Annotated in this window: 17 protein-coding genes; 14 read left to right on the forward strand and 3 right to left on the reverse strand. The window is 65.6% G+C overall.

Annotation, left to right across the window (positions count from 1 at the left end; genetic code table 11):
* Positions 1-54 precede the first annotated feature (54 nt).
* The 13 genes from ACSZPK_RS12215 (at position 55) to ACSZPK_RS12275 (ending at position 18469) form a co-directional block, all read left to right on the forward strand.
* Positions 55-2847: a response regulator gene (locus ACSZPK_RS12215; protein ID WP_437881731.1), complete on the forward strand. Its 2793-nt coding sequence runs from the start codon at positions 55-57 to the stop codon at positions 2845-2847.
* A 3-nt stretch (positions 2848-2850) separates the two neighbouring features.
* Positions 2851-3450, forward strand: coding sequence for a MarC family protein (locus ACSZPK_RS12220; RefSeq protein ID WP_437881732.1), 600 nt, complete (start codon positions 2851-2853; stop codon positions 3448-3450).
* Positions 3451-3614: 164 nt separating this feature from the next.
* Positions 3615-5420: an allophanate hydrolase gene (gene atzF, locus ACSZPK_RS12225; RefSeq protein ID WP_437881733.1), complete on the forward strand. Its 1806-nt coding sequence runs from the start codon at positions 3615-3617 to the stop codon at positions 5418-5420.
* A gap of 89 nt (positions 5421-5509) precedes the next feature.
* Positions 5510-9139 (forward strand): urea carboxylase, encoded by a 3630-nt coding sequence (uca, locus tag ACSZPK_RS12230; RefSeq protein ID WP_437881734.1) that lies wholly within the window; start codon positions 5510-5512, stop codon positions 9137-9139.
* A gap of 1 nt (position 9140) precedes the next feature.
* Complete coding sequence (locus ACSZPK_RS12235) at positions 9141-9863, forward strand: GntR family transcriptional regulator (protein WP_437881735.1); 723 nt, start codon at positions 9141-9143, stop codon at positions 9861-9863.
* Positions 9864-9921: 58 nt separating this feature from the next.
* On the forward strand, positions 9922-11187 hold the full coding sequence (gene urtA / locus ACSZPK_RS12240) for an urea ABC transporter substrate-binding protein (RefSeq protein ID WP_437881736.1): 1266 nt from the start codon (positions 9922-9924) through the stop codon (positions 11185-11187).
* Between the two features lie 1033 nt (positions 11188-12220).
* The gene (gene urtB, locus ACSZPK_RS12245) at positions 12221-13804 is read left to right on the forward strand and encodes an urea ABC transporter permease subunit UrtB (RefSeq protein ID WP_437881737.1); all 1584 of its coding nucleotides are present in this window, start codon (positions 12221-12223) and stop codon (positions 13802-13804) included.
* A gap of 46 nt (positions 13805-13850) precedes the next feature.
* The gene (urtC, locus tag ACSZPK_RS12250; protein ID WP_437881738.1) at positions 13851-14930 is read left to right on the forward strand and encodes an urea ABC transporter permease subunit UrtC; all 1080 of its coding nucleotides are present in this window, start codon (positions 13851-13853) and stop codon (positions 14928-14930) included.
* Positions 14930-15790, forward strand: coding sequence for an urea ABC transporter ATP-binding protein UrtD (gene urtD, locus ACSZPK_RS12255; RefSeq protein WP_437881739.1), 861 nt, complete (start codon positions 14930-14932; stop codon positions 15788-15790). Before urtC ends, urtD begins: the two co-directional genes overlap by 1 nt.
* Positions 15791-15800: 10 nt before the next feature.
* Positions 15801-16499, forward strand: coding sequence for an urea ABC transporter ATP-binding subunit UrtE (urtE, locus tag ACSZPK_RS12260; RefSeq protein ID WP_437881740.1), 699 nt, complete (start codon positions 15801-15803; stop codon positions 16497-16499).
* A 206-nt stretch (positions 16500-16705) separates the two neighbouring features.
* Positions 16706-17113 carry a hypothetical protein gene (locus ACSZPK_RS12265; protein ID WP_437881741.1) on the forward strand — a complete coding sequence of 136 codons (408 nt, stop codon included), beginning with the start codon at positions 16706-16708 and terminating at the stop codon, positions 17111-17113.
* Complete coding sequence (locus ACSZPK_RS12270) at positions 17103-17711, forward strand: nucleotidyltransferase family protein (protein WP_437881742.1); 609 nt, start codon at positions 17103-17105, stop codon at positions 17709-17711. Before ACSZPK_RS12265 ends, ACSZPK_RS12270 begins: the two co-directional genes overlap by 11 nt.
* A complete protein-coding gene (locus ACSZPK_RS12275; protein ID WP_437881743.1) occupies positions 17708-18469 on the forward strand; it encodes an SDR family NAD(P)-dependent oxidoreductase in 762 nt (253 codons plus the stop codon). The genes ACSZPK_RS12270 and ACSZPK_RS12275 overlap by 4 nt, the downstream gene beginning before the upstream one ends.
* A gap of 119 nt (positions 18470-18588) precedes the next feature.
* Here the strand turns inward: ACSZPK_RS12275 and eutC are convergent, their stop codons facing one another.
* From eutC to eat, 3 genes are read right to left on the reverse strand one after another with little or no spacing between them, the layout of a single operon-like run.
* Positions 18589-19392 carry an ethanolamine ammonia-lyase subunit EutC gene (eutC, locus tag ACSZPK_RS12280; RefSeq protein ID WP_437881744.1) on the reverse strand — a complete coding sequence of 268 codons (804 nt, stop codon included), beginning with the start codon at positions 19390-19392 and terminating at the stop codon, positions 18589-18591.
* Between the two features lie 10 nt (positions 19393-19402).
* A complete protein-coding gene (locus tag ACSZPK_RS12285) occupies positions 19403-20797 on the reverse strand; it encodes an ethanolamine ammonia-lyase subunit EutB (protein ID WP_437881745.1) in 1395 nt (464 codons plus the stop codon).
* A 57-nt stretch (positions 20798-20854) separates the two neighbouring features.
* The gene (gene eat, locus ACSZPK_RS12290) at positions 20855-22213 is read right to left on the reverse strand and encodes an ethanolamine permease (protein WP_437881746.1); all 1359 of its coding nucleotides are present in this window, start codon (positions 22211-22213) and stop codon (positions 20855-20857) included.
* A gap of 363 nt (positions 22214-22576) precedes the next feature.
* Here eat and qhpR point away from each other — a divergent pair, with 363 nt between their 5' ends.
* Positions 22577-23623: an AraC-like transcriptional regulator QhpR gene (gene qhpR, locus ACSZPK_RS12295; protein ID WP_437881747.1), complete on the forward strand. Its 1047-nt coding sequence runs from the start codon at positions 22577-22579 to the stop codon at positions 23621-23623.
* Positions 23624-23658: the final 35 nt, after the last annotated feature.

Consider the following 23658-nt stretch of genomic DNA (forward strand, 5'->3'; position numbering starts at 1 on the left):
CCAGGGGTCTGCCGTGTTCGGCAGCCCCAGTTCACTACCGAAGGGATTTCGCCCGTGAGACGGCTCTGGATCGCCACTGGACTTATCGTCAGCCTGCTGCTGGGCCTCGGCTTTGCAGCACAGGCCGAGGACAGCATCGGGCAGAAGCCCGGCAAGGCAGGCTGGGCGATCCTCATCGACCCCAGCGCCCAGCTCGACTTCGCCACCGTGCGGCGCCAGGACGACCGCTTCCAGCCCCTCGACAAACGCGCCGTGACCTTCCCCGCATCGCCCCAGGCGATCTGGCTGCGCATCCAGGTGCCGGCCTACCAGACCCCGCACTGGCTGTGGCTGTTCGCCCCACGGGTGCAGCACCTGGATTACTACCTGCTCAACGATGGCCATCTGGAGCAGCAACTGCAGACCGGCGAAGCCATGCCCATGGAAAGCCGGCCGCTGCCCTCGCGGGCCTATCTGTTTTCCCAACCCAACGACGGCATGCCGCGCGAAGCCTATATCCGCATGACCTCCAACCATGCGCTGATGCTCTGGTTCGATGCCATCGACGAGCACGGCCTGGTCACCCAGGAGCGCCCGGCCTACCTGTTCGGCGCCCTGCTCGGCGGCTTGCTGCTGCTGATGCTGTTCAACCTGCTGCGCATGGCCTACTCGCTGACCGCCAGTCACCTGTGGCTGGCGGCGATGCACGGCTCGCTGGCCTTGTGTGCCACCTGCAACGTCGGCCTGCTGGCGGTGTGGGTGCCGCAACTGAGCTACAACCAGTCACTGATCGCCGACCTCTCGGCCCTGGCCACCGCGCTCAGCGCCCTGGCCTTCACCCTGACGTTCTTCAACAACACGCCGGCGCAGCACAGCCGCCTGCGCTGGGTGCTGCAGGCGCAGTTACTGGCCATCGGCATCGTGGCCAGCCTGTTCCTGTTCACCGGCCTGTTCTGGCACAGTTGGCTGGTCTACCTGCTGGTGGTGCTCACCGCCCTGAGCATCCCCCTGGTGGCCTTCGTTCACTGGCGCCGCGGCTACAAGCCGGCACGCCTGGTGGTCACCGGCCTGGTGATCTTCAACTTCGGTTTCTTCTGGTTCCTGCCGGTGCTGTTCGGCTTCGACCAGCTCAACCCCGGCTGGCTGGTTCTCGGCGTGTTTTCCTTCGCCATGTGTTGCGGCCTGATCCTGAGCATCGCCCTGACCGAGCGCCAGCGGCAGATCCAGCGCGACACCCTGCTGCGACGCACCCGCGAAGCGGCCAATGATGCCGAGCTAAAGGCCAAGGCCGAATTCCTGGCGAAGATCAGCCATGAAATCCGCACGCCCATGAACGGCGTGCTGGGCATGACCGAACTGCTCCTCGGTACGCCGCTGTCGGCCAAGCAGCGCGACTATGCGCAGACCATCCACAACGCCGGCAACGAGCTGCTCAACCTGATCAACGAGATCCTCGACGTTTCCAAGCTGGAATCCGGCCAGATCGAACTGGACGACGTGCAGTTCGACCTCAATGGCCTGGTCGACGACTGCCTGGAAATCTTCAGGGCCAAGGCGGAGCAGCAGAAGGTCGAACTGATCGGTTTCATCCAGCCCCAGGTACCGAGGGTCATCGGCGGCGATCCGGCGCGTCTGCGCCAGGTATTGATGAGCCTGCTCGACAATGCCTTCCGGCAGACCAGCGAAGGCGAGATTCTGCTGGTAGTGGCCATCGAGGCCGCCACCGCCGGCACCCCGCCGCGCCTGCGCATCGCCGTGCAGGACAGCGGGCGGCCGCTGGAAGCCGAGGAACGCCACGCGCTGCTCAACACTGAGCTGCACAGCGCTGACTTCCTCTCCTCCAGCCGCCATGGCGGGCGCCTGGGCCTGATCATCGCGCGCCAGTTGGTGCGCCTGATGAGCGGTGAGTTCGGCATCCAGATCGGTGATGTACAGGGCAGCACACTGTGGATGACCCTGCCCCTGGATGGCGAACGCCTGGAGCAGCCCAGCGCCGACCTCGACGGCCCGTTGCAGGGCGCGCGCCTGCTGGTGGTCGACGACAACGAGACGTGCCGCAAGGTTCTCAGCCAGCAGTGCACGGCCTGGGGCCTGCAGGTCAGCGCCGTGCCATCGGGCAAGGAGGCCCTGGCCCTGCTGCGGACCAAGGCGCATCTGCGCGAGTTTTTCGACGTGGTCCTGCTGGATCAGGAAATGCCCGGCATGACCGGCATGCAACTGGCCGCCAAGATCAAGGCCGACCCCAGCCTCAACCACGATATTCTGCTGATCATGCTCACCGGCATCAGCAGCGCGCCGAGCAAGATCATCGCCCGTAACGCCGGGATCAAGCGCATCCTGGCCAAGCCGGTGGCGGGCTATACGCTCAAGACCACCCTCGCCGACGAACTCAATCAGCGCAGCAATGGCACGCCCGCCGCGTTCCAGGCTGAAGTGCCCGGTCTGTCGCTACCCAGCGACTTCCGCATCCTGGTGGCTGAAGACAACAGCATTTCCACCAAGGTCATTCGCGGCATGCTGAGCAAGCTCAACCTGCAGCCCGATACCGCCAGCAACGGCGAGGAAGCGCTGCATGCCATGCAGACCCAGCACTACGACCTGGTCCTGATGGATTGCGAGATGCCGGTGCTCGACGGTTTCAGCGCCACCGCGGAGCTGCGCGCCTGGGAGGCTCGCGAGCAGCGCCCGCGCACGCCAGTGGTGGCGCTTACCGCGCATATCCTTGCCGAACACAAGGAGCGCGCGCGCCAGGCCGGCATGGACGGGCACATGGCCAAGCCGGTGGAAATGTCGCAACTGCGCGAACTGATCGCGCGCTGGGCACAGAAGAAGGCCAACGATGACCAGCACGACGCGCTACCCTCCTGAGCCATGACTGCCACACTCTTCAGCCTGTACCTGAAAATCCTCGTGCTCTACAGCCCGTTCTTCGTGTTGTCCTGCTTCATAGGCCTGACGACTGGCTACACCCAGAAAGAACGCAAGCGCCTGGCCTGGAAAGTGGCGTTCGGCACCTTGGTCGCCAGTGTGCTGCTCTACCTGTTCGGCCAAGGCATCTTCGATGTGTTCGGCATCACCGCCGACGCCTTCCGCATCGGCGCGGGCAGCGTGCTGTTCATCTCCGCCCTCGGCATGGCCCAGGGCAAACCGACGGTGCAGGCCGACAACCCCAACCAGGACGTCACCATCGTCCCACTGACCATTCCCCTCACGGTCGGCCCTGGCACCATCGGCGCCCTGCTGGTGATGGGCGTCAGCCAACCGCACTGGAATGACAAGCTGCTGGCCGTGGCCGCCATCGCCCTGGCCAGCGCCACCGTCGGCTTAGTGCTGTTCCTTTCCCATGGGTTCGAGCACCTGCTCGGTGAGCGCGGCCTGCAGATCGTCAGCCGCCTGATGGGCCTGTTCGTCTGCGCCCTGGCTGCGCAAATCATCTTCACCGGCGTTCGCGGCTACCTGCTGCCGGCCTGAAAATCAGGGCACCACACGAGTGCAGCGAGCCCCAAAACAGGGCCGCCGGCGTACGCTCACGCGCATAAATAAAAATAAAACCATTTAAAATCATACAGATATATATCTGGCACACCTTCTGCAATCCAGAACACCAACTTGGATACAAGAAGGGATTTAAGACGATGTCCTCGCTCGAACTTGGCTGGACCCTTGGCGAATGGCAGAGCGCCTACCGCAGCGGGCAACTGACCAGCGACATCCTTTTCGAACTGCTGGCCAGCCTGTCGAAAGACGACCCCGCCTGGATCAGCATCGCCAGCACCGAGCAGTTGCAAACCCAGCTCGACGCTCTTGCCAGTAACCTGGCGGCGGTCGAGGGCGACTTCAGCAAGCTACCGCTGTACGGCATCCCCTTCGCGATCAAGGACAATATCGACGCCGCTGGCTGGCCGACCACCGCGGCCTGCCCCGAGTTCGCCCACGTGGCCAAGGCCGACGCCAGCGTCGTCGCACGCCTCAAGGCTGCCGGTGCGGTATTGATCGGCAAGACCAACCTCGACCAGTTCGCCACCGGCCTGGTCGGCACGCGCTCGCCCTACGGCGCCGTGCCCAACAGCTTCAACGCCGAGTATGTCAGCGGCGGTTCCAGCTCCGGCTCGGCCAGCGTCGCCGCGCGTGGGCTGGCGGCGTTCGCCCTGGGCACCGACACCGCCGGTTCGGGTCGCGTGCCTGCCGGCTTCAACAACCTCGTCGGGCTCAAGCCAACCAAAGGCTGGCTGCCGAATACCGGCCTGGTGCCGGCCTGCCGCACCGTCGATTGCATCTCCGTATTCGCCCTGACCGTGGCCGATGCCCTGAGCGTGGCGCAGATCGCCGGTGGCTACGATGCCAGCGATGCCTACAGCCGCCAGAACCCCAACAGCGCCAAGGTCGGCATGCCGGCCAAACCGCGCCTGGCGGTGCCGGCGAGCACCGAGTTCTTTGGCGACACGCAGAACCAGGCGGTATACGAGGCGGCGCTGAGCACGCTGCGCGAACTGGGTGCCGAGATCGAAAGCATCGACTTCACGCCGTTCCAGCAACTGGCCGAGCAGCTCTACTACGGCCCCTGGGTCGCCGAGCGCACGGTCGCCGTCGAGGGCGTCGATCCTGCACACATCAACCCGGTGGTGCGCGGCATCGTCGAGAATGGTCTGAAATACAGCGCCTGCGATGCCTACAAGGCCGAGTACATCCGGGCCGAGCTGTCGCGCCGGATCAACGATGCCCTCGCCGGTTTCGATGCCCTGGTGGTGCCGACCTCGCCGACCATCCGCACCCTCGCCGAAATGGCTGAAGAGCCCGTGCTGTTCAACAGCCAGTTCGGCACCTACACCAACTTCACCAACCTCGCCGATCTCTGCGCCCTGGCGCTGCCGGCAGGTTTTCGCGCAGACGGCTTGCCCGCTGGGATCACACTGATCGCACCCGCCTGGCACGACCATGCCCTGGCCGCGCTCGGCCAGCGCTGGCAGCAGGCCCTGGCCTTGCCGCTGGGTGCGACCGGTCGTGCGCTGCCGGCTCAAGCGCCGGCCAGGCAGGCGCCGGGCAGCGTGCGCGTCGCCGTGGTCGGCGCGCACCTCAGCGGCATGCCGCTGAACTTCCAGTTGCTCACCCGCGATGCCGTGCTGGTCGAGCAGACCGTCACCGCACCGGCCTATCGCCTCTATGCCCTGCCCGGCACCGTACCGCCGAAACCAGGCCTGGCACGCGACACCGGCAGCGGCGCGGAAATCATCGTCGAGCTGTGGGACGTGCCCCAGGCGCGCTTTGGCGAATTCGTCGCCGAGATTCCGCCGCCGTTGGGCATCGGCAACGTGCAACTGGCCGACGGCCGTTGGGTGAAAGGCTTCATCTGCGAGCCCTACGCACTGGATGGCGCCCGCGATATCACCAGTTTCGGCGGTTGGCGCGCCTTTATCGCCAGCCAGCAATCAGCCAAGCACTGAACCGTAGGGTGGATGGCCGAAGCCATCCACTAACGAATAGCGGGTGGAAAACGCTTCGCGGTTTTTCACCCTACGAAGAGGAATCGACCGTGTTCCATACCGTTTTGATCGCCAACCGTGGCGAGATCGCCGTCCGTGCGATTCGTACCCTCAAGCGCCTGGGCGTGAAGAGCGTGGCGGTGTACTCCGATGCCGACCGCAATGCCCAGCACGTGCGTGATGCCGACGTCGCCATCGCATTGGGCGGCGACAAACCGGCCGACAGCTACCTGCGGGTTGACAAGATTCTCGCCGCCGCCCAGCAAACCGGGGCCCAGGCGATCTATCCCGGCTACGGCTTCCTCTCGGAAAGCGCCGAGTTCGCCGATGCCTGCGAAGCCGCCGGCATCGCCTTCGTCGGCCCCAGCGGCACGCAGATTCGCGAGTTCGGCCTCAAGCACCGCGCCCGTGAACTGGCCGCCGAAGCCCAGGTGCCGATGGCGCCCGGCACCGGTCTGCTGCAAAGCCTGGAAGAAGCCCTCGCCGCCGCCGAAAACATCGGCTACCCGGTGATGCTCAAGACCACCGCCGGCGGCGGCGGTATCGGTCTGACCCGCTGCGCCGACGCCGACGCACTGGTCAGCGCCTACGACAGCGTCAAGCGCATGGGCGAACAGTTCTTCAGCGATGCCGGGGTGTTTCTCGAACGCTTCGTCGATCAGGCGCGGCATGTCGAGGTGCAGATTTTCGGTGACGGCCAAGGCAACGTCGCCGCCCTGGGCGAACGCGATTGCTCGCTACAACGGCGCAACCAGAAAGTGGTCGAGGAAACCCCGGCGCCGAACCTGCCGCAGGCCACTCGCGAACGCCTGCATGCCGCCGCCGTGCAACTCGGCGAGTCGGTCGGCTACCGCAGCGCCGGCACCGTGGAGTTCATCTACGACGCCGCCCGCGATGACTTCTACTTCCTCGAAGTGAACACCCGCCTGCAGGTCGAGCACCCGGTCACCGAAATGGTCACCGGCCTCGATCTGATCGAATGCATGCTGCGCGTAGCCGCCGGCGATGCGCTGGACTGGGCCGCCCTGAAACGCGCGCCTCACGGCGCCGCCATCGAAGTACGCATCTACGCCGAAGACCCGTTGAAGAACTTCCAGCCCAGCCCCGGCGTACTCACCGACGTTTACTTCCCCGACAACGTGCGCGTCGACGGCTGGGTCAGTACCGGCAGCGAAGTCTCGGCGTTCTACGACCCGATGATCGCCAAGCTGATCGTGCACGACGCCAGCCGCGACGAAGCCATCGCCAGGATGCGCGCGGCGCTGAGCGAAACCCGCCTGCATGGCATCGCCAGCAACCTCGATTACCTGCGCCAAGTGGTCGCCGACGAACGCTTCGCCGAGGGCGCGGTGTGGACGCGCCTGCTCGACAGCTTCGCCTTCAGCGCCAGCGTCATCGAAGTGCTGGAACCCGGCACCTACTCCAGCGTGCAGGACTACCCCGGCCGCCTCGGCTACTGGGACATCGGCGTGCCGCCGTCGGGGCCGATGGACGATTTCGCCTTCCGCCTGGCCAACCGCATCGTCGGCAACCACGCCGATGCCGCCGGCCTGGAATTCACCCTGCAAGGCCCGACCCTGCGTTTTCACTGCGACGCACTGATCGCCCTGACCGGCGCCGATTGCCCGGCCACGCTCGATGGCGAAAGCGTCGCCTACTGGCAGCCGATCGCGGTCAAGGCCGGCCAGGTGCTCAAGCTCGGTCGTGCGCTCAGCGGTTGCCGCACCTACCTGGCGGTGCGCAACGGCTTCGACGTGCCGTTGTACCTCGGCAGCCGCTCGACTTTCGCCCTCGGCCAGTTCGGCGGCCATGCCGGCAGAACCCTGCGCCCGGCCGACATGCTGGCCATCTCGCAACCCGCGCTGCCGGCCTGCACCACTCCGGCACCGGTGTCGCCGCCCCAGGCCGCGCATCCGAGCCTGATCCCCTGCTACGGCAACACCTGGAACATCGGCGTGCTCTATGGCCCACACGGTGCGCCGGACTTTTTCACGCCCGAGGCCATCGAGGAATTCTTCGCCGCCGAATGGGAAGTGCACTACAACTCCAACCGCCTCGGCGTACGCCTGTCCGGTCCCAAGCCGAGCTGGACCCGCGCCGACGGCGGCGAAGCCGGCCTGCATCCGTCCAACGTACATGACTGCGAATACGCCATCGGCGCGATCAACTTCACCGGCGACTTCCCGGTGATCCTGACCAAGGACGGCCCGAGCCTGGGCGGCTTCGTCTGCCCGGTGACCATCGCCAAGGCCGAGCTGTGGAAAGTCGGCCAGGTCAAACCCGGCGACAAGTTGCGCTTCCACCCCATCGGTTTCCAGCAGGCGCAGAGCCTGGAGCAGGCACAGTTGGGCAGCCTCGAAGCCCTGGCGGCGATCAGCGCGGTGAGCCTGCCGGCGCCGAGCCTGCAAGCGTCGAGCACGGTGTCGGCCACGGTCCTGGCCGAGTTGCCCGCCGACGGCAGCCGGCCACGGGTGGTCTACCGCCAGGCCGGCGATGCCTACATCCTCATGGAATACGGCGACAACGTGCTCGACCTGGCCCTGCGCCTGCGCGTGCACCTGCTGATGGAAGCGCTGAAAGCCGAACCGCTGCGCGGCCTGGAGGAACTCGCCCCCGGCGTGCGTTCCCTGCAACTGCGCTACGACAGCCGCGTGCTGCAACAGCAGGCGCTGCTCGATCACCTGCTGCGCCTGGAAATGCAGCTCGGTGACGTCGCCAACCTCAAGGTGCCGACCCGTATCGTCCACCTGCCAATGGCCTTCGAAGACAGCGCCACCCTCGGCGCGGTGACCCGCTACCGCGAAACCGTGCGCAGCGAAGCGCCGTGGCTGCCGAACAACGTCGACTTCATGCAGCGCACCAACGGCCTGGCCAGCCGCGAGCAGGTGCGCGACATCCTGTTCGATGCCAGCTACCTGATTCTCGGCCTCGGCGACGTCTACCTCGACGCGCCCTGCGCCGTGCCGCTGGACCCGCGCCATCGCCTGCTCAGCTCCAAGTACAACCCGGCGCGCACCTACACCGCCGAAGGCACGGTGGGCATCGGCGGCATGTACATGTGCATCTACGGCATGGACTCGCCCGGTGGCTATCAACTGGTGGGCCGTACCCTGCCGATCTGGAACACGTTCGTGAAGAACGCCCAGTTCGCCAATGGCCAGCCCTGGCTGCTGCACTTCTTCGACCAGGTGAAGTTCTACCCGGTCAGCGAGGCCGAGCTGGATGAACTGCGCGAAGCATTCCGCGAAGGCCGCGCCGAGGTGCGCATCGACCACAGCGAATTCGACTTCGCCGAATACAAGCGCTTCCTGGCCGACAACGCCGACGACATCGCCGCCTTCCAGGCCCGGCAGAAGGCCGCGTTCAACGCCGAGGTGGAACTGTGGCGCGACGACGATCCGAGCGCCGCACAGCCCCTAGCCAGCACCGAGGACGATGATGCCGACCTCGACGGTCACCTGGTCAGCGCCGACATGTGCGGCAGCGTGTGGAAAGTGCTGGTCGAGCCCGGCCAGCGCGTCGAGGCCGGCACGCCGTTGCTGGTGGTCGAGGCGATGAAGATGGAACTGGCGGTCACCGCGCCGGTGGCCGGTATCGTCAAGGCGGTACGCTGCCAGCCGGGCAAGGCCGTGTCGCCCGGCGATGCGTTGATCCTGCTGACCACCGAAGAGGCTGCCTGAGATGCAATTGGTCGACCCACAAAAGCGTGGCAAGGAGCGCCCGGAGAACCTGGCCGAACGCATCTATGCCCAACTCAAGGACGACATTTTCGAATTCCGCCTGCTGCCGGGCGACCGCTTCTCCGAAGGCGAGATCGCCACGCGCATGGACGTCAGCCGCACGCCGGTGCGCCAGGCGCTGTACCGCCTGGAACGCGAAGGTTACCTGGAAGTGTATTTCCGCAGCGGCTGGCAGGTACGGCCGTTCGACTTCACCCATTTCGAGGAACTGTACGAAGTACGCATCCTCCTCGAGCTGGAAGCGGTACGCCGCCTTTGCGAACTGCCGGCCGGCAACCATCCGCCAGAACTGGCGAGGCTGCAAGCGATCTGGCTGGTGCCAGTTGATGAGCGTATCCAGGACGGACGCGAAGTCTCGCGCCTCGACGAAGCCTTCCACTGCCAGTTGGTCGCCGCCGGCGGCAATCATGAGATGGCCCGCCTGCACGCCGAGGTCAGCGAGAAGATCCGCATCATCCGCCGCCTGGATTTCACCCAGACGCCACGGGTGCAGATCACCTACGAAGAACATGCCCGAATCCTCGGTGCGATCCTCTCGCACCGCTGCGAAGAAGCACAGCTATTGCTGAAGACCCACATCGAGATCAGCAAGGCCGAAGTGCGCAAGATCACCCTGCACATGCTGCACAGCGCCCGCCAGCGGGCCGTGCCGGCGCAAGGGTGACGTGATGTCCTTGAGCAACTGCCAACACTAAAAATCGTTCGTGAATGGAGATCGCCCTATGCAACGTCGCAGCCTGATCAAGGCCTTTACCCTCTCCGCTTCCATCGCCGCGATGGGAATGAGCTGGACCCTCCACGCCGCCGAGACCATCAAGGTCGGCATCCTGCATTCGCTGTCCGGCACCATGGCCATTTCCGAGACCTCGCTCAAGGACATGGCGCTGATGACCATCGACGAGATCAACGCCAAGGGCGGCGTGCTCGGCAAGCAGCTGGAACCGGTGGTGGTCGACCCGGCGTCCAACTGGCCGCTGTTCGCCGAGAAGGGCCGTCAGTTGCTGACCCAGGACAAGGTCGCCGTGACCTTCGGCTGCTGGACCTCGGTGTCGCGCAAGTCGGTGCTGCCGGTCTACGAGGAACTCAACGGCCTGCTGTTCTACCCGGTGCAGTACGAAGGCGAAGAGCTGTCGCCGAACGTGTTCTACACCGGCGCCGCGCCGAACCAGCAGGCGATCCCGGCGGTCGAGTACCTGATGAGCGAGGACGGCGGCGGCGCCAAGCGCTTCTTCCTGCTCGGCACCGACTACGTCTACCCGCGCACCACCAACAAGATCCTGCGCGCCTTCCTGCACAGCAAGGGCGTGGCCGACAAGGACATCGAAGAGGTCTACACGCCGTTCGGCCACAGCGACTACCAGACCATCGTCGCCAACATCAAGAAATTCTCCGCCGGCGGCAAGACCGCCGTGGTCTCCACCGTCAACGGCGACTCCAACGTGCCGTTCTACAAGGAACTGGCCAACCAGGGCATCGAGGCCACGGAGATTCCGGTGGTGGCGTTCTCGGTGGGCGAGGAAGAACTGCGCGGCATCGACACCAAGCCGCTGGTCGGTCAACTGGCCGCCTGGAACTACTTCCAGTCGGTGGATAACCCGGTCAACGAGAAGTTCGTCGCCGACTGGAAGGCCTACGCCAAGGCCAGGAAGCTACCGAACGCCGACACCGTGGTGACCAACGACCCGATGGAGGCCACCTACGTCGGTATCCACATGTGGGCCCAGGCCGTGGAGAAAGCCGGCAGCACCGACGTCGACAAGGTCCGCGAGGCCATGGCCGGGCAGACCTTCGCCGCACCGAGCGGCTACACCCTGACCATGGACAAGAGCAACCACCACCTGCACAAGCCGGTGATGATCGGCGAAGTCCAGGAAGACGGCCAGTTCAGCGTGGTCTGGCAGACCGAAGGCCCGATCCGCGCCCAGCCGTGGAGCCCGTACATCCCGGGTAACGACAAGAAGCCGGACCATGCGGTGAAGTCGAACTGAGAGGAAGCAGGCGCTCATCGCTCTTGAACCGTCGTCCCCGCGCAGGCGAGGGCCCAGATGCTCAGGCGACTTATGGCCTCGCGTTTCTGGGTTCCCGCCTGCGCGGGAATGACGGGGTGGGCGTTGTGGTGCCTGCGTCTGCTTGGCGCTCTGCGTTCGCCGCCAGCCATAAGGATGCGTCCATGAATGCCACCCACCTCACCCCCCGTCGTCCTCGCGCAGGCGGGGACCCAGATGCTCAGGCGACTTATGGCCTCGCGTTTCTGGGTTCCCGCCTTCGCGGGAATGACGAGGTGGGCGTTGTGGCGCCTGCGTCTGCTTGGCGCTCTGCGTTCACCGCCAGCCATAAGGATGCGTCCATGAATGCCACACACCTCAACCCCCGTCGTCCTCGCGAAGGCGGGGACCCAAATGCGCTGACGGCTTACGTCTTGGCGTTTCTGGATTATTCCCCTTCGGGCCAGCGCAAGCGCTGTTCAGCGATGGGGCCGCTGTCCCGCCTTCGCGGGAATGACGGAGTGGGCGTTGTGGCGCCTGCGTCTGCTTGGCGCTCTGCGTTCACCGCCAGCCATAAGGATGCGTCCATGAATACCACCCACCTCAACCCCCGTCGTCCTCGCGCAGGCGGGGACCCAAATGCGCTGACGGCTTACGTCTTGGCGTTTCTGGATTATTCCTCTTCGGGCCAGCGCAAGCGCTGTTCAGCGATGGAGCCGCTGTCCCGCCTTCGCGGGAATGACGAGGTGGGCGTTGTGGCGCCTGCGTCTGCTTGGTGCTCTGCGTTCGCCGCCAGCCATAAGGATGCGTCCATGAATGCCACCCACCTCCCCCCCCGTCGTCCTCGCGAAGGCGGGGACCCAAATGCGCTGACGGCTTACGTCTTGGCGTTTCTGGACTATTCCCCTTCGGGCCAGCGCAAGCGCTGTTCAGCGATGGGGCCGCTGTCCCGCCTTCGCGGGAATGACGGGGTGGTAGTTGTAGCGCCTGCGCCACTTTGCTCCCGCCATTCAGCGTCATCGACAAGGACACTCCCATGCCATCTGTCCTGATCCGCCTTTGCTCCATTCCTCTTCTGCTGCTCACACTCCTGGCACTCAATGCCCACGCCGGTGATGCGGCGGATTTCGTGGCGGCCAACCCCGCCAAGCAGGCCGCCCTGCTGGAAAACTGGGCCGCCCATCCCGATAGCGCTCGCCTGGCATTGATCGACGCACTGCAACAGGGGCGCCTGGCCAGCGACAGCGACAAAGCCCCGTTCATCCAGCTCGACAACGCTTGGCAACCCGCCGAGGGTGGCGATGCACAACCCGCTTCCCCGCCGAAAAAATTGCCCCTGAACAACCGCCTGCGCGGGCTGATCGGCGCCGCTCAGGCCAGTCATCAATTGCTGAGTCAAGAGCCCGCCATACGCCTGGCCGCCGCCCGGCAATTGCAGAAAAGCGCCAAGCCGGCACAGCTGGAACTGCTCAATGCGCGCCTGCTCGCCGAAGACGATGCGGGCGTGCACGACGCGTTGTCTCTGGCCCTGGCCAACCTGCAACTGGTCGACCCCGATCCGGCAGTGCGCCTGAACGCCGTGCGCCTGCTCGGTGAAACCGGCGAGCCGCAAGCCCGTACCCGCCTGGAAGGCCTGCTGGCCGACGGTTTGGAAAGCGATGCCAGCGTACGCACCGCGGCGCAAACCAGCCTCAAGCAAGTGGAGCGCCGCCTGCTGGTCGGCGAAGTGCTCGGCCAGGCCTTCAGCGGTCTGTCCCTGGGATCGATCCTGCTGCTCGCCGCCCTCGGCCTGGCGATCACCTTCGGCCTGCTCGGGGTGATCAACATGGCCCACGGCGAAATGCTCATGCTCGGCGCCTACACCACCTATGTGGTGCAGGTGACGGTCCAGCGCCTGGCGCCCGAGTGGCTGGCGATCTATCCGCTGGTCGCCCTGCCCGTGGCCTTCTGCGTCACCGCCGCCATCGGCATGGCCCTGGAACGCACGGTGATCCGCCACCTCTATGGCCGCCCGCTGGAAACCCTGCTGGCGACCTGGGGCATCAGCCTGATGCTGATCCAACTGGTACGTGTGGTGTTCGGCGCGCAGAACGTCGAAGTGGCCAACCCGGCCTGGCTGTCCGGCGGTATCCAGGTGCTGCCGAATCTGGTGCTGCCATACAACCGCATCGTCATCATCGGCTTCGCCCTGTTCGTCGTCGCGCTGACCTGGCTGCTGCTGAACAAGACGCGCCTGGGCCTCAACGTGCGGGCGGTCACCCAGAACCGCAACATGGCGGCCTGCTGCGGCGTGCCCACCGGCCGCGTGGACATGCTCGCCTTCGGCCTCGGCTCAGGGATAGCCGGCCTCGGCGGCGTGGCCCTGTCGCAGATCGGCAACGTCGGCCCGGACCTCGGCCAGGGCTACATCATCGATTCGTTCCTGGTGGTGGTCCTGGGCGGCGTCGGCCAACTCGCCGGCAGCGTATTCGCCGCCTCCGGCCTGGGTATCGCCAACAAGCTGCTGGAGCCGCAGATCGGCGCCGTGCTGGGCAAGATCCTGATCCTCGCGCTGATCATCCTGTTCATCCAGAAACGTCCGCAGGGCCTGTTCGCCTTGAAAGGGAGGGTGATCGATTGAACCTGTCCACCACCCGTAACGTTGCCATCCATCGGGGAAATCGCCCATGAACCAGCCCCTCAGCGTGACCCTGGCGCAGAAGGCCGGGACCAAGACCACCGGCGCGGTCATCGCAGGCGTGTTCCTCGTGCTGCTGAGCATGCCGTTGCTGCACCTGCTGCCGGCGGACCACGCCCTGCACGTCTCGGCCTACGGCCTGACCCTGGTCGGCAAGATTCTCTGCTACGCCATCGTCGCCCTGGCCCTCGATCTGGTCTGGGGCTACGCCGGCATGCTGTCGCTCGGCCATGGCCTGTTCTTCGCCCTCGGCGGCTACGCCATGGGCATGTACCTGATGCGCCAGAGCGCCGCTGATGGCTTGCCGGCGTTCATGAGTTTCCTGGCCTGGAACGAGCTGCCCTGGTACTGGTACGGCACATCGAGTTTCCTCTGGGCGTTGTGCCTGGTGGTGCTGGTGCCCGGCCTGCTGGCGCTGGTGTTCGGTTTCTTCGCCTTCCGCTCGCGGATCAAGGGCGTGTACTTCTCGATCATGACCCAGGCCCTGACCTTCGCCGGCATGCTGCTGTTCTTCCGCAACGAGACCGGCTTCGGCGGCAACAACGGCTTCACCGGTTTCACCACCATCCTCGGCCACGGCGTCGCCGCGCCGGGCACTCGCGCGGTGCTGTTCCTGTGCACCGTCCTGCTCCTGGCCGGCAGCCTGTACCTGGGCTGGCGCCTGGCCCAGAGCAAGTTCGGCCGGGTGCTGACCGCCCTGCGCGACGCCGAGAACCGCCTGATGTTCTGCGGCTACGACCCACGCGGTTTCAAGCTGTTCATCTGGGTGTTGTCGGCGGTGCTGTGTGGCCTGGCTGGCGCGCTGTACGTGCCCCAGGTCGGCATCATCAACCCCAGCGAGATGTCGCCGACCAACTCCATCGAGGCCGCCGTGTGGGTCGCCCTCGGCGGACGCGGCACGCTGATCGGCCCGTTGCTCGGCGCCGGCGTGGTGAATGGCATGAAGAGCTGGTTCACCGTGGCCTTCCCCGAGTACTGGCTGTTCTTCCTCGGCGCGCTGTTCATCGTCGTCACCCTGTATCTGCCGCGTGGCGTGATCGATCTGATCAAGAAAAAAGGAGAGCAATGATGCCCGCCAGCCCGGTTCCCGAACTCATGCTCGAACCCGCCTACGACCCCAGCCGGGATGCCGGCGCCAGTCGCGACGCAGTCGGCCTCGGCAGCGCCGCCGGCAAAGGCCTGGACGTGCGCCACGGCACCATCCTGACCCTGGAGGACATCAACGTCGCCTTCGACGGTTTCAAGGCGTTGACCGACCTGAACCTGTACATCGGCGTCGGCGAACTGCGCTGCATCATCGGCCCCAACGGCGCCGGCAAGACCACCATGATGGACGTGATCACCGGCAAGACACGGCCCACCAGCGGCAAGGCGTTCTTCGGCGAAACCCTCGACCTCACGGGCATGAGCGAAGTGCAGATCGCCCAGGCCGGCATCGGCCGCAAATTCCAGAAACCCACGGTGTTCGAGGCGCTGAGCGTGTTCGAGAACCTGGAGCTGGCGCTGAAGACCGACAAATCGGTGTGGGCCAGCCTGCGTGCCCGCTTGTCCGGCCAGCAGCGCGAGCGCATCGACGACGTGCTCACCACGATCAAGCTGGACGGCTCGCGTCATCGCCTCGCCGGCCTGCTGTCCCACGGCCAGAAGCAGTTCCTGGAGATCGGCATGTTGCTGGTGCAGGACCCGCAATTGCTGCTGCTCGACGAGCCGGTGGCGGGCATGACCGATGCCGAGACCGAGTTCACCGCCGAACTGTTCAAGTCCCTCGCGCGCAAGCACTCGCTGATGGTGGTCGAGCACGACATGGGCTTCGTCGGCAGCATCGCCGACCACGTCACCGTGCTGCACCAGGGCAGCGTGCTCGCCGAAGGTTCGCTGGAGCAGGTGCAGGCGAACGAGCGGGTGATCGAGGTTTATCTGGGGCGCTGAGGGGAAAGCCATGCTGCAAGTCGAAAAACTGCATCAATACTACGGCGGCAGCCACATCCTGCGCGGCCTGTCGTTCGAGGCCAGGGTCGGGGAAGTCACCTGCCTGCTCGGTCGCAACGGGGTGGGCAAGACCACCCTGCTCAAATGCCTGATGGGCCTGATTCCGGCCAAGGAAGGCAAGGTCGAATGGGAAGGCCGCGCCATCACCGGCTACAAGCCGCACCAGCGCGTGCACGCCGGTATCGCCTACGTGCCGCAGGGGCGCGAGATTTTTCCACGGCTGAGCGTGGAAGAAAACCTGCTGATGGGCCTGTCGCGCTTTCCCGGCCGCCAGGCCAGGGAAGTACCCGCGTTCATCTACGAACTGTTCCCGGTACTGCTGGAGATGAAGCAGCGCCGGGGCGGCGACCTGTCCGGCGGCCAGCAGCAACAACTGGCCATCGGTCGCGCCCTGGCCAGCAACCCGCGCCTGCTGATCCTCGACGAACCCACCGAGGGCATCCAGCCCTCGGTGATCAAGGAGATCGGTGTGGTCATCCGCACACTCGCCGAGCGCGGCGACATGGCCATCCTGCTGGTCGAGCAGTTCTACGACTTCGCTGCCGAGCTGGCCGACAGCTACCTGGTGATGAGCCGTGGCGAAATCATCCAGCGCGGCAAGGGCGAGAACATGGCGAGCGAAGGCGTGCAAGGCTTGGTGGCGATCTGAGAACCTGTTCACGATCTGCTGCGCGTCGGCCAAACAAGGTTGAAAGCGACCTCGGAATGCTCATTTACAACTCGTAAACTCTGCTTCCTCGGCCACTTTCGCCCCTGTTTTACTCTAGCTCGCGAGATCGTGAACAGGTTCTGAGCGGACGCCTTGCCGATTTTTCCCGCATAATCCGCCTTCTGTTTCGTTCCTGGAGCCATGCGGTGATCGACCTGCGGCGTTTCGCTCTGCCCCTCGTAACCCTGATCGGCATCGGCATGATCGCCTGGGGCGGCCTGCAGCCCGACTACTGGCTGATGCGCAGCCTGCCCGAAGGCGTGGTGCCGCCCTACCCGGCCAAGGAAGTGCTCGGCAGTGCCTGCGGCGCGCTGCTCCAGTGCGCGATCCTGGCGATGATCCTGCGTACTCATTCATACCGCCGCTCCTGGGGCCGCGCCCTGTGTGCCGCGCTGCTGGCCCTGTTCGTCGCCTACGGCGGCGTGCTGGGCGCGATGCACGCGCCGCCCTACTACGGCCTGTACCTGCTGTGGTGGCTGGGCGTCACCCTGGGGCTGATCCTGCTGAGCCTGTATTCCGCCGGCGCCGCCTGGCGTCATCGCCGTGCCGACTGAGCAGGACATCCTGCGCTGGTTGCGCGAGGACGCCATGCGCCTGGCCGCCCTGCGCGCCGCCCGCGAACTGGCGCTGCCGGACTGGTGCCTGGCCGCCGGGTTCGTGCGCAACCTGTGCTGGGACAGGCTGCACGACTACCCGCTCACCACGCCGCTGAACGACCTCGACCTGATCTTCTTCGACCCGGACGAAACCGACGCCGGGCGCGACCTGGCGCTCGAACGGCAGTTGCACGAGGCCACCGGCCAGCCCTGGTCGGTGAAGAACCAGGCGCGCATGCACCTGCGCAACACCGATGCGCCTTATGTCGACAGTGCCGATGCCATGCGCCACTGGGTCGAAGTGGAGACCGCCATCGGCGTGCGCCTGCTGGCCGATGATCGACTCGAACTGATCGCGCCGCTGGGCATCGATAGCCTGCTGGCCGGCCGGCTGACGCTCAACCCGGTACGCCGCAAACCTGAAGCTTTCAAACGACGCATCGAGGACAAGAGCTGGCTACGGCATTGGCCTCGACTCAGGATCGTCGAACCCTGCGCAACGGATCGGCCAACCCTTCCGCCCTCCATTCCTGAACCTGAAGAGGACACCCCATGAGCAACGTGGTTTTCATCACTGGCGCCACCTCCGGCTTCGGCCGCGCCGCCGCCCGCCGCTTCGCCGAGGCCGGCTGGTCGCTGGTGCTTTCCGGCCGTCGCAGCGATCGCCTGCAAGCGCTGCGTGACGAGCTGGCCGCCAAGGTCCCGGTGCACATCGCCACCCTCGACGTGCGCGACGCCAGCGCCGTGCAACAGATGGTCGACGCCCTGCCGGAAGATTTCCGCAAGGTCACCGTGCTGCTCAACAACGCCGGCCTGGCCCTGGCCCCGGAAGCGGCGCAGAAGGTCGACCTGAAGGACTGGCACACCATGATCGACACCAACATCACCGGCCTGGTCAACGTCACCCACGCGGTGCTGCCGCTGCTGCTGGAGACCGGCAAGGGCACCAGCATCATCAACATCGGCTCGGTGGCGGGCGAATGGCCTTATCCGGGCGGCCACGTGTATGGCGCGAGCAAGGCGTTCGTCAAACAGTTCAGCTTCAACCTGCGCTGCGACCTGATCAGCACCGGCGTGCGCGTCACCGACATCGCGCCGGGCATGGCCGAGACCGAGTTCACCCTGGTCCGCACCAAGGGCAACCAGGCGGCCTCCGACGCGCTGTACAACACCACCACGCCGCTGAGTGCCGAGGACATCGCCGAACAGATCTTCTACGTCGCCACCCTGCCGGCGCACATCAACATCAACCGCCTGGAAATCATGCCGAGCCGCCAGGCCTGGTCGGCGTTCGCGGTGGATCGGGATAAATAAGGCCCACGATGCTGACGTAGCCGGCCTCCTGGGAAAGCAGCAGGTTGCCGGCACGCCCGATGGAATCGCCGCTGTTGTAGGGGACGCTTTCGTCAAAGTGCAAGCCGCGGCAAGCTCGATCACTCAGCGATGAGGAAATTGCCCTTGCCGCTGCCGTTGTCATCCAGCGTGGCCATCTGCGCCTCATCCTTCAGGTTCACGCCGGATAGTTTTCGACGGCTGGCTTCACGCATCAGGTAAAGCAGCTTGTGGGCCGCCAGGCCATAGCTGAGGCCTTCCAGGCGGACGTTGGAAATGCAATTGCGATAGGCATCGTTGAGGCCGACCTTGGGCGCGTAGGTGAAATACAGGCCAAGGCTGTCCGGCGAGCTGAGGCCGGGGCGCTCGCCGATGAGGATCACCACCATGCGCGCGCCGAGCAATTCGGCGACTTCGTCGGCCACCGCCACCCGCCCTTGTTCGACGATGCTCAGCGGCGCCAGCGACCAACCATCCACAGCGCTCTGCTCGCGCAGGCGCTGGAGAAAAGCCAGGCTGTGCTTCTGCACGGCCAGCGCCGACAGCCCGTCGGCGATCACCAGGGCCAGGTCGTAGCCGTCCGGATGGGCCTTGGCGTGTTCCCGCAGGACGCCGACCGAGCGCTCATCCAGGCGTCGGCCAAGATCAGGACGCTGCAGGTAGGTATGCCGGTCAGGCGCCGCGCTGTGCAGGTGCAGCACCTGATGGCCCTGGGCTTCGAGGCCCCGGGTGAGCTCGCGCTGATCCAGCGGCAGATGCACCGCATCGCGGGCCTGGGCATGGGCGAACTGGAAGTCCAGCTGCGCCTCGGTCGGCAGGCTGGTGCCCGTACGACCCAACGCGATACGTGCCGGGGTCAGCTTGCGCAGGGCCGCCCAGGGGTTGGCTGGCAGGTCATCATTCATCGCACGCTCCTTATGCCAGTTGCGCCAGGGCCTTGCGGAACACGTCCGGAACCGGGTCGCCCAGCCGCAACTGGCCGCCCTGCTGGTGCAGGATGTTCATCCGTGCCAGCCAGTCCTCGAACTCCGGCGCCGGACGCAGGCCAAGGACCTGGCGCGCGTAGAGCGCGTCGTGGAACGAGGTGGTCTGGTAGTTGAGCATCACGTCGTCGGAGCCGGGGATGCCCATGATGAAGTTGATCCCCGCCGTACCGAGCAGGGTCAGCAGCATGTCCATGTCGTCCTGGTCGGCCTCGGCGTGGTTGGTGTAGCAGATGTCGCAGCCCATCGGCACGCCGAGCAGCTTGGCGCAGAAGTGATCCTCCAGGCCGGCGCGGATGATCTGCTTGCCGTTGTACAGGTACTCGGGGCCGATGAAACCGACCACGGTATTCACCAGCAGCGGCTTGAACTGGCGCGCCACCGCGTAGGCGCGGGTCTCGCAGGTCTGCTGGTCGACGCCATGGTGGGCGTTGGCCGACAGCGCGCTGCCCTGGCCGGTCTCGAAATACATCAGGTTGTCGCCGAGCGTGCCGCGCTTCTGCGACAGCCCGGCCTCGTAGCCTTCCTGCAACAGCGCCAGGCTGATGCCGAAGCTCTCGTTGGCGGCCTGGGTGCCGGCGATGGACTGGAACACCAGGTCCACCGGGGCGCCGCGCTGGATCGCCTCGATGGAGGTGGTGACGTGGGTCAGCACGCAGGACTGGGTGGGAATCTCGTAGCGCTGGATGATCGCATCGAGCATCTTCAGCAGTTCGCAGATACCGCCGGTGCTGTCGGTGGCCGGGTTGATGCCGATCACCGCATCGCCGTTGCCGTACAGCAGGCCATCGAGAATGCTCGCCGCCACGCCGGCCGGATCGTCGGTCGGGTGGTTCGGCTGCAGGCGCGTGGACATGCGCCCACGCAGGCCGATGGTGTTGCGGAAACGGCTGACCACGCGAATCTTCTGCGCGACCAGGATCAGGTCCTGCACGCGCATGATCTTCGACACGGCAGCGACCATCTCCGGGGTCAGCCCTGGCGCCAGGGCGGCCAGGGCCGCCTCGTCCGCCTGCTCGCTGAGCAGCCAGTCGCGCAAGCCGCCCACGGTGAGGTGGCTGACCGGGGCGAAGGCGGCACGGTCGTGGCCGTCGATGATCAGTCGGGTCACCTCATCCTGCTCGTAGGGAATCAGCGCCTCGCTGAGGAAGTGCTTGAGCGGGATATCGGCCAGGGTCATCTGCGCGGCGACGCGCTCGGCATCGTTGCCCGCCGCGACGCCCGCCAGGTAATCGCCGGAGCGCGCCGGGCTGGCCTTGGCCATGACCGTGCGCAGGCTGTCGAAACGCCAGCTCTGCGCGCCGATACGCTGGGTGAAGCTGCTCATCGCTCACTCCTTCTCTTGCAGTTGCGCGATACGGGCCGCCGCAACGGCCCGGGCATTTCAGCTCGGCTCGCTCAGCGCGGCGGCCGAGCGCTGCGAACCGGTGCAGAGAAAATAGGCAAAACCGATGCCCATCAGGCCAAGGAAGACCAGCGCCAGGGTGCCGTTGAACCAGATCATCGCAGCCAGGCACACCAGGGCGATGGCCAAAGCGATGGCCGGCACCACGGGATAACCCGGCGCGCGGAAGCTGCGCTCCATGTTCGGCTCGCTGCGGCGCAGCTTGAACAGGGCCAGCATGCTCATGATGTACATGACGATGGCACCGAACACGGCCATGGTGATCATCGCCGCGGTCAGGCTCATGCCCTGCAGGTTGACCACGCCATCGCTGAACACCGCCGCGATGCCGATCACGCCGCCGGCGATGATCGCCCGATGCGGGGTGTGGAAACGCGACAGCTTGGCCAGGCCACGCGGCAGGAAGCCAGCGCGGGCCAGGGCGAAGAACTGGCGGGAGTAGCCAAGGATGATGCCGTGGAAGCTGGCGACCAGGCCGAACAGGCCGATCCACACCAGCATGTGCATCCAGGTCGAGTTACTGCCGACCACGGCTTTCATCGCCTGCGGCAGCGGGTCGTTGATGTTCGACAGGGCTTTCCAGTCGCCCACGCCGCCGGCGAAGATCATCACGCCGATGGCCAGCGACACCAGGGTCAGGATGCCCGCGATGTAGGCCTTGGGAATGGTGCGTTTCGGGTCCTTGGCCTCTTCGGCGGCCATGGCCGCGCCTTCGATGGCGAGGAAGAACCAGATGGCGAACGGAATGGCGGCGAAGATGCCCGACACCGCGGCGCTATCGAACACGTTGCTGCCGGCCCAGCCGTCGAGGACGAAGTTGCTGAAGCTGAAGCCTGGCGCGACCACGCCCATGAACACCAGCAATTCGAACACCGCGAGCACGGTCACCACCAGCTCGAAGGTCGCGGCGATGCTGACGCCGAGGATGTTGAGGGTCATGAAGATCAGGTAGGCGCCGACGGCCGCCATCTTCGGGTCGAGCCCCGGATACTGCACGTTGAGGTAGGAACCGATGGCCATGGCGATGGCCGGCGGGGCGAAGACGAACTCGATCAACGTGGCCAGGCCGGCGATGATCCCGCCGGTGGGGCCGAAGGCACGCAGGCTATAGGCGAACGGGCCGCCCGCGTGGGGAATCGCGGTGGTCAGTTCGGTGAAACTGAAGATGAAACAGGTGTACATCACCGCCACCAGCAGCGTGGTGACCAGAAAGCCCAGGGTGCCGGCCACGCCCCAGCCGTAGCTCCAGCCGAAATACTCGCCGGAAATCACCAGGCCCACGGCGATCCCCCACAGGTGCAGGGTGCCCAGGGTGGGCTTGAGTCTTGATGCAGTCATGTCTTGAACCCTCGAATGAGAACGACGATACGCCGGCAGGCTGAGCGCTTCTTTTCGAGAGTAACCAGAGCCCGCCGGGCAAGACTTGACCCTCGGCGAGGGATTCTTGCGCGCTTGGGTCAAGTCGCTCCGAACGCCCCGTTGCAGGGCGCGCAAGCACCAAAATGCAGCAAACCCTGAAGAGGCAGAAGGTCGAAAGACCAGGACTTCGCCATTACCGCGCAGACGGGAATGATCGCGGATGGCTTTTGCATGGCCCCTGAAGGCAATACGCCGCTCGTCCTTCAACGCGCTTGTCGGCTCCCGAAGGGCAAGGCACAGGATTTGCTACCACCCCGACAACCACGCAACGGTTGTTACCCAATGTTTCAGAATCCAGTCCTCAGCAATGCGCTCAATGCCAGCGGCAACCTCGGTGTGCTGTCGGCAGCCGCCAGTGGCCTGGATGGCTTCATCAGCAGCCACGGTGGTGACGTCGATCGCATCTTTGGGGTCTCCGGTATCAACCCGGAACTCATGTGCCACCCGACCCTCAGCCTGGGCCTCGGCAGCTACTGCAAGGTGCTGGAGGAGGCGGCGGCGCAATCCGGTTGCGACAACTTCGGCCTGTACTACGGCCAGCAGTTCAAACCCCAGGCGCTGGGGCTGCTCGGTTATATTGGCCTGTGCTCCACCACCCTGGAAGAAGCGCTGAAGAACTTCTCCGCCGCCTTTCCCTACCACCAGCACGACACCCTGATTCGCCTGGTCGACTGCGGCGAGTGTTACCGCTTCGACTACCGCGTCGAACACGCCGCGATCATCGGCAAGCGCCAGGATGCCGAGCTGACCATGGGCATGCTGCTCAACCTGGTCCGCCATCGCCTGGGCTCGACCTGGGCGCCGCGCACCGTGCACTTCGAGCACCCGCGCCCGGAACACTGGAAGGACCACCTGCGCCTGTTCGACGCGCCCGTGCTGTTCAACCAGCCGTGCAATTCGATGCTGATTCCCAAGCGCGACCTGAACGGCCAGGCCATGGCCGACGCCGACCCCATGCTGCTGATGGTGATGCAGGACGCCTTGCAGCGCCTTGGCGCCCACGGCCGGCAGAACCGCGACGTAGTGGAAGAGGCTCGCGGCCTGGTACGCGGCGCACTGCTGCAGGGCGAACCGAACCTGGAGCAGATCGCCGCCGGCCTCGACCTGAGCGGCGCCGGCCTGCAACGCCGCCTGCGTGACCAGGGCCTGAGCTTCTCCGCGTTGGTCGACGGCGTGCGCCGCGAGCTGGCACTGCACTACATGCGCCAGAACCTCTCCATCACCGACCTCGCGCCGCTGCTCGGCTATTCCGAAACCAGCGCCTTCTCCCGCGCCTTTCGCCGCTGGTTCGATACCAGTCCGCGGCAATGGCGCAACAGGCAGGTCTGACTGGTTACACTGGCGCCTCGTCTGGACTCCGGAAC

Origin of the sequence: Pseudomonas sp. LRF_L74, assembly GCF_965644255.1 — a bacterium.
Lineage (GTDB): Bacteria > Pseudomonadota > Gammaproteobacteria > Pseudomonadales > Pseudomonadaceae > Aquipseudomonas.